General features: G+C 53.6%; 14 protein-coding genes. 12 read left to right on the top strand and 2 right to left on the bottom strand.

Annotation, left to right across the window (positions count from 1 at the left end):
• Positions 1 to 180: 180 nt before the first annotated feature.
• Together manA and AC6EMZ_RS05565 are read left to right on the top strand one after the other, a co-directional pair.
• On the top strand, positions 181 to 1,356 hold the full coding sequence (gene manA / locus AC6EMZ_RS05570) for a mannose-6-phosphate isomerase (RefSeq protein WP_498401407.1): 1,176 nt from the start codon (positions 181 to 183) through the stop codon (positions 1,354 to 1,356).
• A 98-nt stretch (positions 1,357 to 1,454) separates the two neighbouring features.
• A complete protein-coding gene (locus tag AC6EMZ_RS05565) occupies positions 1,455 to 2,990 on the top strand; it encodes a YdgA family protein (protein WP_498401405.1) in 1,536 nt (511 codons plus the stop codon).
• Positions 2,991 to 3,038: 48 nt separating this feature from the next.
• Here AC6EMZ_RS05565 and AC6EMZ_RS05560 read toward each other — a convergent pair whose 3' ends face one another.
• A complete protein-coding gene (locus AC6EMZ_RS05560; protein ID WP_498401404.1) occupies positions 3,039 to 4,067 on the bottom strand; it encodes a Mal regulon transcriptional regulator MalI in 1,029 nt (342 codons plus the stop codon).
• A 176-nt stretch (positions 4,068 to 4,243) separates the two neighbouring features.
• On the opposite strand from AC6EMZ_RS05560, the gene malX reads away from it, so the two are divergent.
• The 3 genes from malX to add all read left to right on the top strand — a co-directional run bounded on the left by malX (position 4,244) and on the right by add (position 8,154).
• A complete protein-coding gene (malX, locus tag AC6EMZ_RS05555; protein WP_498401403.1) occupies positions 4,244 to 5,836 on the top strand; it encodes a maltose/glucose-specific PTS transporter subunit IIBC in 1,593 nt (530 codons plus the stop codon).
• A 50-nt stretch (positions 5,837 to 5,886) separates the two neighbouring features.
• The gene (locus AC6EMZ_RS05550; RefSeq protein WP_498401402.1) at positions 5,887 to 7,059 is read left to right on the top strand and encodes a MalY/PatB family protein; all 1,173 of its coding nucleotides are present in this window, start codon (positions 5,887 to 5,889) and stop codon (positions 7,057 to 7,059) included.
• A 96-nt stretch (positions 7,060 to 7,155) separates the two neighbouring features.
• Positions 7,156 to 8,154, top strand: coding sequence for an adenosine deaminase (add, locus tag AC6EMZ_RS05545; protein ID WP_498401401.1), 999 nt, complete (start codon positions 7,156 to 7,158; stop codon positions 8,152 to 8,154).
• Between the two features lie 39 nt (positions 8,155 to 8,193).
• On the opposite strand, the gene AC6EMZ_RS05540 is transcribed toward add, so the two are convergent.
• On the bottom strand, positions 8,194 to 9,234 hold the full coding sequence (locus tag AC6EMZ_RS05540; protein ID WP_498401400.1) for an oxidoreductase: 1,041 nt from the start codon (positions 9,232 to 9,234) through the stop codon (positions 8,194 to 8,196).
• A gap of 244 nt (positions 9,235 to 9,478) precedes the next feature.
• Here AC6EMZ_RS05540 and blr point away from each other — a divergent pair, with 244 nt between their 5' ends.
• The 7 genes from blr to rsxD all read left to right on the top strand — a co-directional run bounded on the left by blr (position 9,479) and on the right by rsxD (position 14,780).
• Positions 9,479 to 9,604: a division septum protein Blr gene (gene blr / locus AC6EMZ_RS05535; protein ID WP_498401484.1), complete on the top strand. Its 126-nt coding sequence runs from the start codon at positions 9,479 to 9,481 to the stop codon at positions 9,602 to 9,604.
• Positions 9,605 to 9,832: 228 nt separating this feature from the next.
• Positions 9,833 to 10,048, top strand: coding sequence for a transcription modulator YdgT (gene ydgT / locus AC6EMZ_RS05530; protein WP_095281830.1), 216 nt, complete (start codon positions 9,833 to 9,835; stop codon positions 10,046 to 10,048).
• An 87-nt stretch (positions 10,049 to 10,135) separates the two neighbouring features.
• A complete protein-coding gene (locus AC6EMZ_RS05525) occupies positions 10,136 to 10,576 on the top strand; it encodes a DUF2569 domain-containing protein (protein ID WP_498401399.1) in 441 nt (146 codons plus the stop codon).
• A gap of 76 nt (positions 10,577 to 10,652) precedes the next feature.
• Positions 10,653 to 11,234, top strand: coding sequence for an electron transport complex subunit RsxA (gene rsxA, locus AC6EMZ_RS05520; protein ID WP_498401398.1), 582 nt, complete (start codon positions 10,653 to 10,655; stop codon positions 11,232 to 11,234).
• The gene (gene rsxB / locus AC6EMZ_RS05515) at positions 11,234 to 11,812 is read left to right on the top strand and encodes an electron transport complex subunit RsxB (RefSeq protein WP_498401397.1); all 579 of its coding nucleotides are present in this window, start codon (positions 11,234 to 11,236) and stop codon (positions 11,810 to 11,812) included. Before rsxA ends, rsxB begins: the two co-directional genes overlap by 1 nt.
• Complete coding sequence (rsxC, locus tag AC6EMZ_RS05510; protein ID WP_498401396.1) at positions 11,805 to 13,727, top strand: electron transport complex subunit RsxC; 1,923 nt, start codon at positions 11,805 to 11,807, stop codon at positions 13,725 to 13,727. Before rsxB ends, rsxC begins: the two co-directional genes overlap by 8 nt.
• Entirely contained in the window at positions 13,728 to 14,780 is a 1,053-nt protein-coding gene (gene rsxD / locus AC6EMZ_RS05505; protein ID WP_498401395.1) for an electron transport complex subunit RsxD, read from the top strand.
• Positions 14,781 to 14,789: the final 9 nt, after the last annotated feature.

The following is a 14,789-nucleotide window of genomic DNA, read 5'->3' as shown; positions in this document are numbered from 1 at the left end:
GGTCTGATTATTTAAGGGCAGATATTCCGTTTGCCCTGCTTAAAAGCGAGTTGGCTTATCCTACACAATTATTTAACAAAAACTGAGACTAGTACGACTTTTTATATGCGCAGGTTACTTCCGGGCGGTTTATTGCTTTAATACGCGCAGATAATTCCACATTTGAAACAGGGCTTGATAATGCAAAAACTCATCAACTCAGTGCAGAACTATGCCTGGGGAAGTCAAACTGCGTTAACGGATCTCTACGGGATCGCTAATCCAGATAATCTGCCAATGGCAGAACTGTGGATGGGCGCGCACCCAAAGAGCAGCTCAAAAATTGAAGATTCAACCGGTCAGGTACGCGCTTTACGCGACGTGATTGACGCGGACAAATCCGCGTTACTGGGCAAAAAGGTTGCCGATCGTTTTGGTGAACTGCCTTTCCTGTTTAAAGTATTGTGCGCCGATCAGCCACTCTCTATTCAGGTGCATCCTAACAAGAAAGCCTCTGAACGGGGCTTCGCCAAAGAGAATGCGGCGGGCATTCCGCTGGATGCCGCCGAACGTAACTACAAAGATCCTAACCACAAGCCGGAGCTGGTTTTTGCGCTCACCCCCTTCCTGGCGATGAACGCGTTCCGCGAGTTCTCCGAGATTGTGTCGTTACTACAGCCGGTCGCGGGTGCGCACAAGGCGATCGCCCACTTCCTCGAAAATCCGGATGCGGCAGGCCTGAGCCAGCTGTTCGCCTGCCTGCTCAACATGCAGGATGATGAGAAGTCGCACGCGCTGGCGGTACTGAAAGCCGCGCTCGCTAGCCAACAGGGCGAACCGTGGGAAACTATTCGCCTGATTGCCCAGTTCTATCCTGATGATAGCGGTCTGTTCTCTCCGCTGTTGCTGAACGTTATCAAGCTGAACCCAGGCGAGGCGATGTTCCTGTTCGCTGAAACCCCGCATGCCTATCTGCAAGGTGTGGCCCTGGAAGTGATGGCAAACTCGGATAACGTGCTTCGCGCGGGCCTGACGCCGAAATACATTGATATCCCTGAACTGGTCGCAAACGTAAAATTTGTGGCTAAACCGGCCGCAGAACTGCTGACGCAGCCGCTGAAAAACGGTGCTGAGCTCGACTTCCCTATTCCGGTCGACGATTTCGCATTTTCCCTGCACGATTTAAGCAGTGCCGAAACCGCCGTGAGTCAGGACAGCGCGGCTATCCTTTTCTGCGTAGAAGGCGAAGCGGTATTGAGCAAAGGTGAACAGCGTCTGGTGTTAAAACCCGGTGAATCCGCCTTCATCGCGGCGAATGAATCCCCGGTGAGCATGAGCGGCGTTGGCCGTGTTGCACGCGTTTTCAATAAGCTTTAACCACTTACTGAATTGTTTAACAACTCTTGCTAAGCTAGTTAAAGACTTTATACCACCAGGCGGTTTTTCCGCCTGGTTTCATTTTAGGGATAATCACGATGAAAAAATCGGTCGTAGCGGTTGGGGTTGTTGTTGCGTTAGGCCTGGTGTGGACAGGCGCATCCTGGTTCACTGGCAAGCAGCTTGAAAACCGCCTTGCAGAAATGGTCGCGCAGGCTAACAGCGAAATTAAACGTACCGCGCCAGAAGCCGGGCTGGAGTTGAGTTACCAGAATTATCAACGTGGCGTGTTCAAGAGCCATATGCAACTGGTGGTTAAACCGGTTGCTGGAACGGAAAACACCTGGCTGAAGGCCGGTCAAAGCGTAGTGCTGGACGAAGTCGTCGATCATGGCCCGTTCCCGCTGGCGCAGCTCAAGCATTTCAACCTGATACCTTCTATGGCATCGGTAAAATCGACGCTAGTGAATAACGACGCGACAAAACCGCTTTTCGATCTGGCGAAAAACGAATCCCCGTTCGTTATTGATACGCGTATCAGCTATGCCGGTGACACAAGTTCCGATATCGCCCTGAAAGCACTGAACTACGAAAAAGGCGATGAAAAAGTCGCCTTCAGCGGCGGTAATTTCAAAGTTGACGCCGATCGCGACGGCAAAGTTATCTCTTTGATCGGCAGCGCAGAAAGCGGTCTGGTAAATGCGGTTAACGAATACGATCAGAAGGTGCAATTGACCTTCAACAATCTGAAAGCTGACGGCAATAGCCGACTGACAAGTTTCGACGAACGCATCGGCGATCAGAAACTCACGCTCGATAAGCTGGCGATTGCCGTTGAAGGTAAAGAGATGGCCGTGCTCGAAGGCATGGACCTGGACGGAAAATCCGAGATCTCTAAAGATGGCAAAAGCGTTAATAGCCAGCTGGATTACACCTTAAAAAGCCTGAAAGTGCAGAGCCAGGATCTGGGTTCCGGCAAGTTGACCTTGAAAATCGGCAATATTGACGGTCAGGCGTGGCATCAGTTTAGCCAGCAATATCGCGCGCAAAGCCAGGCGCTGCTTGCGGATAAAGAGCTGATGACTACAAATCCTCTGCTGTACCAGCAAAAAGCATTGGACGCGTTGTTAAGTAACCTGCCGCTGCTGCTGAAAGGTGAGCCGGTCATTACCGTCGCGCCACTGAGCTGGAAAAACAGCAAAGGCGAAACCAACTTTAACCTGTCGCTGTTCCTGAAAGATCCTGCGACGGCGACTGGCGAAGCGCAAACGCTGGCACAGGAAGTGGATCGCAGCGTGAAATCGATCGACAGCAAGCTGACGATTCCGGTGGATATGGCGACAGAATTTATGACCCAGATAGCGAAGCTGGAAGGCTATAACGAAACCGATGCCGCGAAGCTGGCCAGCCAGCAGGTGAAAGGCATGGCGGCGATGGGCCAGATGTTCCGCATCACTACGCTTGAAGACAACGTTGTCGGCACAAGCCTTCAGTACGCTAACGGCCAGGTGACGCTTAACGGTCAGAAAATGCCGCTGGACGAGTTTGTTGGCATGTTTGGTATGCCGACGCTGGGCATGCCAGCACCGGCTGAACCTGCCGCGCCAGCGGTGCCAGCCGTTCCGCAGCAGTAACGTATCCAGCCCCTCACATTGAGGGGCTTTTTATTCTCGATGGTGTTGCTATTTAACCGTGACCAGTCTTGCGGATACGATTTGATGCCCTGCCTGTACGTCTGCTTTCTCAATACGTTGCATAATTCTGTCCGCCAGCGTGTACCCCATTTCGCGGGCCGGCGTCGTGGCCCAGACGATCGGTAAATCATCTAGCGCATTTTCCCCGACATCCGCAAACGCTCCCAGCGCAACCTGATGATCGAAGAACGTCTCCACCCCACCTTCTCCGCTTTGTCGCCCGGCACGGAGCAAACCGAACCACGCCCCCATCGCAATGATATCGTTATAGCAAATCACCGCGCTGATGGTTGGGCTGTTGCGCAGCAGCGCACCCATCGCTTCGGCGGCTTTCTTCTGGCTAGAATCACACTCCACCACCCACTCGCTGTGAAACGGTAAACCGTATTTGATTAACGTTGAACAGTATCCGCCGACACGTTCGGCGCGAGTAAGGGAAGAACTTTTACCGCCCAGCCAGGCGATGCGCTGATGACCCCGGCGAATAAGATGTTCGGTCAGCATTTGTGCCGCCTGCATATTATCGGGGCGAAGCGTATCGGCTTCATCGAGATAGCTCGCACGGGAGGCGAACACCAGCGGCACGCCTTTTTGGGCGGCGCGATCGCACAGTTCGCTACCTGCCCCAGAGGCACCCGCAATGATCACACCGTCGACCCCCTGCGTGAGTAACATGTCCAGACGCGAAAGCAGCTGGGCCGGTTCGCGGCCACCATGGAGCAAAAAGACCATCCGCCCCTGCGATTCCAGGGCTTCCGTCAGGCCAGCGGTTAATTCAGCGTAAAACGGCGAGGTGAGATCGCGCACAATCAAGCCGATAACGCCACTTTGCCCACCGCGCAACGACGCCGCCTGTCGGTTACGGACAAATCCCAGTTGCTCAACGGCCTCGTTAACCCGCTGCCCCGTGGCAGGGGAAATGCGCCCTTTCCCACTGAGAACCAGCGAAACGGTGCTAACGGAGACCCCGGCCGCAAGCGCGACGTCATTGATGGTGGTTTTCTTAGCGACAGACATTAAGGCGCGCAGCTCCCTGATATTCATTCCGGTAAAACGTTTTATCAATACGTTATCTTTATACTGCTAATTAAAGCATGAGAATGTGATTTGGCGCGCACTAAAATTTGGTAAAACGTTTTATCTTTCGCAGCATTGAAGCTGGTCAATCATGTTAACTATCAAGGAATCGTTTTATGACGGCGAAAGCAGCACAAAAAATATCGCTGTGGGAGTTTTTCCAGCAGTTGGGGAAAACCTTTATGTTGCCCGTGGCTTTACTCTCATTTTGCGGGATCATGCTGGGGATCGGCAGTTCACTAAGCAGTCACGATGTGGTGACGTTAATTCCTTTCCTGGGCCACCCTGTCCTGCAGGCGATCTTTGTCTGGATGAGCAAAGTCGGATCTTTCGCCTTTAGTTTCCTGCCAGTGATGTTCTGTATCGCGATTCCGCTAGGCCTGGCGCGCGAAAACAAAGGCGTCGCCGCATTTGCCGGTTTTGTCGGTTACGCGGTGATGAACCTGGCCGTTAACTTCTGGCTCACTGCGAAAGGCATTCTGCCAACAACCGACGCGGCCGTGCTGAAAGCCAACAATATTCAAAGCGTGCTGGGCATCCAGTCCATCGATACCGGGATCCTCGGCGCGGTAATCGCAGGTGTGATTATCTGGATGCTGCACGAGCGCTTCCACAACATCCGTCTGCCGGATGCGCTGGCCTTCTTCGGTGGCACCCGCTTTGTACCCATTGCTACTCTTTTCGTTATGGGTCTGTTCGGTCTGATTATTCCGCTGATTTGGCCTGTCTTTGCCATGGGAATCACCGGTATTGGTCGCATCATTAATAGCGCAGGTGATTTCGGTCCGATGATTTTCGGGACCGGCGAACGTCTACTGTTGCCGTTCGGTTTACAGCACATTCTGGTGGCGCTGATTCGCTTTACCGAAGCGGGCGGCACGATGGATGTCTGTGGTCACGACGTCAGTGGTGCGTTGACTATTTTCCAGGCACAGCTGAGCTGTCCGACGACGCACGGTTTCTCTGAAAGCGCCACGCGCTTCCTGTCACAGGGTAAGATGCCGGCCTTCTTCGGCGGCCTGCCAGGTGCTGCGCTGGCGATGTATCACTGCGCGCGTCCTGAAAACCGTCACAAAATTAAAGGCCTGTTGATCTCCGGTGTGATCGCCTGTGTGGTCGGCGGTACGACCGAACCGATCGAATTCCTGTTCCTGTTTGTGGCTCCAGTGCTGTATCTCATTCACGCCGTGCTGACGGGCCTGGGCTTTACCGTGATGGCTGTACTGGGCGTCACCATTGGTAACACCGACGGTAACGTGATTGACTTCGTGGTGTTCGGGATTCTGCACGGACTGTCGACCAAGTGGTATCTGGTGCCGGTTGTGGCGGCTATCTGGTTCGCGGTGTACTACGGTATCTTCCGCTTCGCTATCACCCGCTTTAACCTGAAAACGCCGGGCCGTGATGTGGAAACCGCCAGCAACGCTACGCAAGCGGTTGTTGGTACCGTGGGTAAGTCCGGCTACAACACCCCTGCGATTCTGGCGGCACTGGGTGGCGCGGATAATATTACCTCGCTGGACAACTGCATCACCCGCTTACGCCTGTCGGTTGATGATATGTCTAAAGTGGATACGAATGCGCTGAAGGCCAATCGCGCCATTGGCGTGGTACAGTTGAATCAGCATAACCTGCAGGTGGTCATTGGGCCGCAGGTTCAGTCGGTCAAAGATGAGCTATCGACACTGATGAGAACGGTCGAAGCCTGACGTCTCGCCCTCTTCTCAGGAAGGGGGCTTTTACTTTAAGGACGAGAATAATGTTCGATTTTTCAACCGTCGTGGATCGCCACGGCACCTGGTGTACTCAGTGGGATTACGTCGCCGATCGCTTCGGTGCTGACGATCTGCAGCCCTTCACCATCTCCGACATGGATTTTGCCACCGCACCCTGTATTACTGACGCGCTGCACCAGCGGATCAACCACGGCGTATTCGGCTATAGCCGCTGGAAAAACGACGAATTCCTCGCCGCCGTGGCGCACTGGTTCCAACAGCGCTTTACCAGCCGGATTGACACGAAATCCCTTGTGTACGGCCCTTCCGTGATTTACATGGTTTCTGAACTCATTCGGATCTGGTCTCGTCCCGGCGATGGTGTGGTGGTTCATACTCCCGCTTACGACGCGTTTTACAATGCGATAGAGGGCAATCAGCGCAAGGTGGTTCCCGTATCCATGGTGAAAAGCACGACGGGCTGGCAGTGCAACATGGAAGCGTTAGAAGCTGAGCTCGCGAAGCCAGAGAATAAAATGTTGCTCCTGTGCAGCCCCCAAAATCCGACGGGTAAAGTCTGGACGCGCCATGAGCTGCAAACCATGGCCGAACTGTGTGAGCGCCACAACGTCGCCGTCATCAGCGATGAGATCCATATGGATATGGTATGGGGCAGCCATCAGCATACTCCATGGAATGAAGTCGCCTGCGGCAAATGGGCGCTGCTCACTTCCGGCTCAAAGAGCTTTAATATTCCGGCGCTGACCGGGTCCTATGGCCTGATTGGCGATGATGAAAGCCGCGCAGCTTATCTGAGCGCGTTGAAAGGTCGTGACGGGCTCTCTTCCCCTTCCGTTCTGGCGCTAACGGCGCATATTGCCGCTTATCAGCAAGGCGAGCCGTGGCTTGACGCTCTGCGCGCTTATCTGGAAAGTAATCTTCACTATATTGCTGAAGAACTGAACCGCACTTTTCCGAAACTTAACTGGCAGCCGCCGGAAGCAACATACCTGGCCTGGATCGATCTCAGTCCTCTAAACATTGACGATAAAGCATTGCAAAAGGTGCTAATCGAACAGCAAAAAGTCGCCATCATGCCCGGATATACCTACGGCGTTGAAGGTCGTGGCTATGTGCGTCTCAATGCCGGATGCCCACGTAGCAAGCTTGAGCAAGGCGTACAGCGTCTGATTGCTGGGATCAACGCTCTACTGTAATTGATTTGCGCAATGGAATATTCCGTTGCGCAAATAGCTTTTTGCCTGCAAATGTTTTTATAATAGGCCGCACTTTAACCAGAAAAGAGTGCGACCATGATTGATACACGCCTACCATTAACCGATATCCACCGTCACCTTGATGGCAACATTCGTGCCCAAACCATTCTCGATCTTGGCCGCCAGTTTAATTTGGCCCTTCCCGCTCAAACAATTGAGTCGCTTATTCCCCATGTTCAGGTCACCGCAAACGAGCCGGATTTGGTCAGTTTTCTGAGCAAGCTGGACTGGGGCGTGAAAGTGCTGGCATCTGTGGATGCCTGTCGTCGCGTCGCATTTGAGAATATCGAAGATGCGGCCCGTAACGGCCTGCACTATGTTGAGCTGCGTTTTTCACCAGGCTACATGGCAATGACCCACAACCTGCCCGTGTCAGGTGTGGTTGAAGCGGTAATCGAAGGCGTACGCGAAGGGTGTAAAGCGTTTAATGTCCAGGCACGTCTGATTGGTATTATGAGCCGGACGTTTGGCGAATCGGCCTGTTTGCAGGAGCTGGACGCTTTACTGGCGCATCGCGACCACATCACCGCCGTCGATTTGGCTGGTGATGAGTTGGGCTTCCCGGGGAGCTTGTTCCTTTCCCACTTCAACCGGGCGCGTGACGCAGGCTGGCACATTACCGTGCATGCGGGTGAAGCGGCAGGTCCAGAAAGTATCTGGCAGGCCATTCGTGAACTGGGTGCCGAGCGTATCGGTCACGGCGTGAAGGCGATTGAAGATCCTGCGCTGATGGATTTCCTTGCCGAGCAGCGCATCGGGATCGAATCTTGCCTGACGTCCAATATCCAGACCAGCACAGTCGCCTCTCTGGCACAGCATCCGCTGAAGACGTTCCTCGAACATGGCGTTTTGGCCACACTCAATACCGACGACCCAGCCGTTCAGGGTGTGGACATCATTCACGAGTACAACGTGGCTGCACCACAAGCAGGTTTGAGCCGTGAACAGATTCGTCAGGCTCAGGTCAACGGTCTGGAAATTGCCTTCTTAACCCCAGCCGAGAAACAGGCGCTGCGCGAAAAAGTGGCGGGTTAACAGAAAAAAGGGCCGGCACACATTGCCGGCCCTTCTATTTTACGCCAGACAGAGCGTCGAGCGATGTTTGGCTGATTCAATACCCAGCTCAATCAGTTCCATAATCTGAATCGCCTGGCTTGCAGGAACCGGATTCTCTCCCGTACCATTCAGCGCATCGCGCACCCCTGCGTAATAGGCGGGATAATTACCCGGAATTGTCAGCCAGGTTTCTTGTACCTGCTCTTCACCCTCGACACGCGTTAACACGCCATCACGCATGTCGTAACCCCAGTCTTCCTGTGGCAGTCGCTCGCCGTTTTTCAGCCTGTCTTCCTGTGGATCCAAACCAAATTTAACGTAACTTCCACGGGTACCGTGAACGATGTAGCGCGCTGATTCAGCGGCTGCCAGCATAGTGCCGTGCAGGACAATACGACGCTGCGGATAGCTCAAAATGGCGTGGAAATAATCCGTTGCCTGTGCCCCTGGTCGTAACTGCGCCAAATCCACCGTCATGCTCACGGGCAGACCAAACAGGTTCACCGCTTGATCCAGCAGATGCGGTGCCAGATCGTACCAGACTCCGCTACCCGGGCCCGCCTGCTCGCGCCAGCGGTTACGCACCTGAGGACGGAAACGGTCAAAATGCGATTCAAAATAAGCCACTTCTCCCAACGTTCCGTCTGCAATCAACGCCTTAACCGTCAGGAAGTCGCTGTCCCAGCGACGGTTGTGAAAGACGGACAGCAGCCGACCCAGGCTTTTAGCCAGCGCATCCAGTTCCCGCGCCTGTGACAACGTCACCGTAAAGGGCTTATCAACCACAACATGCTTACCGGCTTCAAGCGCCGCTTTCGCCAGCGGGAAATGGGTGTCATTGGGTGTGGGAATGACGATGAGATCGATATTAGGATCGTCAAACAGGTGTTTCGGCTCCGAAACAACGGGAACGGCAGGCCAGTCCGCATGAACTTTCGACGCATCGCTGCTCGATACTGCTGCCAGTTCCATTCCCGGCGTACCCGCAATTAGCGGTGCATGAAACGTTTTACTGGCGTAACCATAACCAATTAATCCGACGCGGATCTTGTCACTCATGTTGCTGCCTCTTATCTGGGGATGCATTTATTTCACACTATCTGCAATACAGTCACAATAGCGTAATAACGTCCTTTTCAAAGCAAAATAGCATGACTCTCCATACATCTTGGTTACATTTATATAACCTACTGAATCTATGAATAGAAACCGATTCCTAAAGACTTGCCGTGACGTAGGCCACATTGTAAAATTCTCGGCATGTATTTATGGAAAAATCAAAAATAAGATCATGACGTCAATTATTAATCGAATCATTGAATTAGCAGGATGGGTTGTGTTGGGTGTTTCTGTTGTCTTGCTTGGCGTGGCAAGCCACATTGATAACTACCAGCCGCCCGAGCCTGTGACGGCATCGCAGGCAAAGTAATCCGGCCTTCAAAAAGAGTGACACATACTGTCAGTTGCTTATTGCCAGTGGTGTTAATCAGGGTTAACCTTCTTTTTCGGGCGTCATCCGACGCCTGATTTTCAACAAAGAAAACTCCTAATTTTACCGCACCGTCCGTGTGGCCAGTTTACGTCTTAATTTATCCGTTTATTATTCGACCGAATTACCCTACTGATATGAAGTACTTTTATATGGAAGCTTATTAAAATGACTGTTCAGGACTATTTATTAAAATTTCGCAAAATCAGTTCTCTCGAGAGCCTGGAAAAACTGTTCGACCATTTGAACTACACGCTGACCGATAATCAGGACATCATTAATATGTATCGTGCTGCCGATCATCGCCGCGCTGAACTGGTCTCTGGTGGACGCCTGTTCAACGTGGGCGAGGTTCCTAAGTCAGTTTGGCGCTACGTGCTATAAGACGATAGCCATACGCGCGAAATGTTATATACTCACGCCCCGGCAAATTGGCTGGATGACTTTTCGCGCAGACTTAGGGGAAATAATATGACCACATTGCCTGGAGAAAAAATCGGAGGCTGGTTACTCGCCCCGCTGGCCTGGTTACTGGTTGCATTGTTAAGCGCATCTCTCGCGCTGCTGCTTTATACCACCGCTCTGGTAACGCCTTACGCCTTAAAGAATCTGACATCACAGAGCACGCTTAATATTGCCTTGTGGTTTATCTCATTCGGTTTTGCAATTGCGATGTGGTACTACACGCTGTGGCTGAGTATTGCTTTCTTTAAGCGTCGCCGGTCTGTGCCGAAACATTATATTGTCTGGTTGCTTATTTCTGTGCTGTTGGCCATCAAGGCGTTTGCATTTACGCCTGTGTCCGACGGACTCGCCGTACGCCAACTGCTTTTCCCTCTGCTGGCAGCGGCACTCTTCGCACCCTACTTCCGCCGCTCGGCGCGCGTGAAGAAGACCTTTGTGAATCCGTAATAACCTTACAGTTATCCTGTTGTCGCCTGGTGCTGTTTAACCGATAATAGGCGGCTTTTTTATTTCAGGCTTGATAATGACTGACTACTTACTGCTCTTTGTCGGAACTGTGCTGGTTAACAACTTCGTGCTGGTGAAGTTCCTTGGGCTATGCCCGTTTATGGGTGTATCCAAAAAACTGGAAACGGCCATGGGAATGGGCCTGGCAACCACCTTTGTGATGACGCTGGCGTCTATTTGCGCCTGGTGGATTGACACCTGGATTCTGATCCCGCTGGGCTTGATCTATCTGCGCACCCTGGCCTTTATCCTGGTTATCGCCTTTGTGGTGCAGTTTACGGAGATGGTGGTACGCAAAACCAGCCCTGCGCTCTATCGCCTGCTGGGTATCTTCCTGCCGCTGATTACCACTAACTGTGCCGTATTGGGCGTAGCATTGCTCAACATCAACCTCGGGCATAATTTCCTGCAATCCGCGCTATACGGTTTTTCCGCCGCGGTAGGCTTCTCGCTGGTGATGGTCCTTTTCGCCTCTATTCGCGAACGTATGGTTGCTGCCGATATTCCTGCACCTTTCCGTGGCAATGCGATTGCGCTGGTGACAGCGGGTCTCATGTCTTTGGCGTTTATGGGCTTTAGCGGTCTGGTGAAGCTGTAATGAATGCAATCTGGATTGCCATTGCCTCCATCAGCGTGTTGGGGCTCTTTTTTGGCATCATTCTGGGATACGCCTCACGCCGTTTTGCGGTTGAGGGTGACCCTGTCGTCGAAAAAATCGATGACCTTCTTCCGCAAAGCCAGTGTGGTCAGTGCGGTTATCCTGGCTGCCGCCCTTATGCTGAAGCAGTAGGTTCACAGGGTGAAAAAATTAACCGCTGCGCGCCGGGTGGCGAAGCCGTGATGCTGAAAATTGCCACGTTGCTGAATGTCGATCCACAGCCTGTTGACGGCGACGAAAACGTACAAGAGCCAGCGCGTCTGCTGGCCGTTATTGACGAAGCCAACTGTATTGGCTGCACCAAATGTATTCAGGCGTGCCCGGTTGATGCGATCCTGGGCGCGACCCGCGCCATGCACACCGTGATGGCGGATTTGTGTACGGGCTGCAACCTCTGCGTTGACCCCTGCCCGACCCAGTGTATTGAGCTGCGTCCGGTCGAAGCGACTATTGATAGCTGGAAGTGGGATCTTCAAACCATTCCAGTACGCATAATTCCTGTGGAACACCATGCTTAAGTTATTTTCTGCGTTCAGAAAAGAGAAGATTTGGGAATTTGATGGCGGTATTCATCCGCCTGAAATGAAAACCCAGTCAAGCGGCACTCCGCTGCGTCAAATTCCGCTGGCAACGCGTTTTATTATGCCGCTGAAACAGCATATTGGCGCTGAAGGCGAACTGTGCGTGAAAGAAGGTGATTCTGTCCTGCGCGGCCAACCGTTGACCTTCGGGCACGGGCGTATGCTGCCCGTCCACGCACCCACATCCGGTAAGGTGGTGGCGATAGCCCCTCACACGGTAGCTCACCCTTCCGCGCTGGCTGAACTCAGCGTCATTATCGAACCGGATGGCGAAGACCGCTGGATCGAACGCGATGGCTGGAGCGACTATCGCGCGCATAGCCGCGAGACGCTCATCGAGCGCATTCATCAGTTTGGCGTCGCAGGTCTTGGCGGTGCAGGCTTCCCGACGGGGGCAAAACTGCAGGGTGGCGGCAATAAAATCCAGACGTTGATTATTAACGCCGCAGAGTGTGAGCCCTATATCACCGCCGACGACCGTCTGATGCAGGATTGCGCTGCGCAGATTGTTGAGGGTGTTCGTATCCTCGCGCATATTTTGCAACCACGCGAAGTATTGATCGGCATTGAGGATAATAAACCGCAGGCTATTTCAATGCTGCGTGCGGTGCTGGCGGGGAGTCATGATATTACCTTGCGCGTCATACCGACTAAATACCCTTCTGGCGGCGCGAAACAGCTTACCCAAATTTTAACCGGGAAGCAGGTACCACACGGCGGACGCTCTTCGGATATCGGTGTGCTGATGCAAAACGTGGGCACCGCCTATGCGGTGAAACGCGCAGTCGTCGATGGTGAACCGCTGACCGAACGAGTCGTGACCTTAACCGGTGAATCCGTTTCTCAGCCGGGCAACGTCTGGGCGCGACTGGGTACTCCGGTGCGTCATCTGCTGGATCAGGCCGGATTCTGCCCGACCAGCGAACAAATGGTCATTATGGGTGGCCCGTTGATGGGCTTCACGTTGCCGTGGCTTGATGTCCCGGTCGTTAAAATCACTAACTGTCTGCTCGCCCCTTCTGTCAGTGAAATGGGTGAGGAGCAGGAAGAAAAAGGGTGTATTCGTTGCAGTGCTTGCGCGGATGCCTGCCCGGCGGATCTGCTGCCTCAGCAATTATATTGGTTCAGTAAAGGCCAACAGCACGACAAAGCACAAGCTCATAATCTTGCCGACTGTATTGAATGCGGAGCCTGCGCCTGGGTTTGTCCAAGCAGCATTCCTCTTGTGCAATATTTCCGTCAGGAAAAAGCCGAGATCTACGCCATTTCGCTGGAAGATAAACGCGCTGCCGAGGCAAAAGCGCGTTTTGAAGCTCGTCAGGCGCGCCTTGAGCGTGAGAAAGCCGCGCGTCAGGAACGTCATAAGCAGGCTGCGGTTCAACCCGATGAGAAAGATCAGGATGCAATCAAGGCGGCTCTGGCGCGCGTTCGCGAGAAAAAGGCATCAGCCACCGAGGCGGTGATTATTCCCGCTGGCGCGAAACCTGATAACAGTGACGTGATTGCCGCACGAGAAGCCCGTAAAGCACAGGCCCGCGCTCGCCAGGCAGAAAAAGCACACAGCGAACAGCCCGAGGCGGTCGTTGATCCACGCAAAGCCGCGGTTGAAGCCGCAATCGCTCGCGCTAAAGCACGAAAAGCGGCACAGCAGGAAGAAAAACCGGCTGTCGCAACCGTTGATCCGCGCAAAGCCGCCGTAGAAGCCGCCATTGCCCGTGCAAAAGCGCGTAAAGCCGCGCAACAGGAAGCCGAACCCGCAGCAAATGATGACCCACGCAAAGCCGCAGTCGCTGCGGCGATTGCGCGTGTACAGGCAAAGAAAGCCGCACAGCAAGCCGTAAACGAGGATTAAATGGTTTTCAGAATCGCAAGTTCCCCTTATACCCATAACCAGCGTCAGACATCGCGCATCATGATGCTGGTCTGCCTCGCGGCGTTACCCGGTATCGCCGCCCAGTTCTGGTTTTTTGGCTGGGGGACACTTTTTCAAATCATCCTTGGTTGCGTGAGCGCTCTGAGTGCCGAAGCACTGGTGCTTAAGCTACGCAAAATGCCCGTTCCCCGTATTCTGGCTGATAATTCTGCGCTGCTGACCGGCCTGCTGCTGGCGATCAGTATTCCGCCTTTTGCCCCGTGGTGGATGGTGGTCCTGGGTACCGTTTTCGCCGTGATCATTGCTAAACAGCTTTACGGTGGCCTGGGGCATAATCCGTTTAACCCAGCCATGATCGGCTATGTGGTTTTGCTTATCTCTTTCCCGGTCCAGATGACCAGTTGGCTGCCGCCGCACGACATTGCGACAACCGTGCCTGGCTTTATGGATGCCTTACAGGTGATCTTCACCGGGCATACCGCCACAGGCGCAGATATGGCGACGTTGCGAATGGGGATTGATGGCATCAGTCAGGCGACTCCGCTTGATACCTTCAAAACATCGCTTCACGCTGGTCATAGCCTTGAGCAGATCATGCAGTATCCGATATACAGCGGCATGCTGGCAGGTGCTGGCTGGCAGTGGGTCAACCTTGCCTACCTCCTGGGCGGCGTGTTCTTGCTGTGGCAAAAAGCGATACGCTGGCATATCCCGGTAAGTTTCCTGTTGACGCTGGCTATCTGCGCTACGCTGGGCTGGGCATTCTCCACAGAACCTCTGGCAAGCCCGCAGATGCATTTACTCTCTGGTGCCACCATGCTGGGCGCGTTCTTTATTCTGACCGACCCGGTAACGGCCTCCACAACCAACCGTGGGCGTCTGATTTTTGGCGCGCTGGCGGGTCTGCTGGTGTGGCTAATTCGTAGCTTTGGTGGCTATCCGGACGGCGTAGCCTTTGCCGTCCTGCTTGCTAATATCACCGTGCCGCTCATTGATTACTACACGCGTCCTCGCGCGTACGGTCACCGCTAAGGACTCGCC

It is taken from the genome of Enterobacter sp. SCRI0065 (assembly GCF_059766475.1).
Note: the sequence above shows the minus strand (reverse complement) of the source record. Positions and strands in the feature narration are given on the sequence as shown.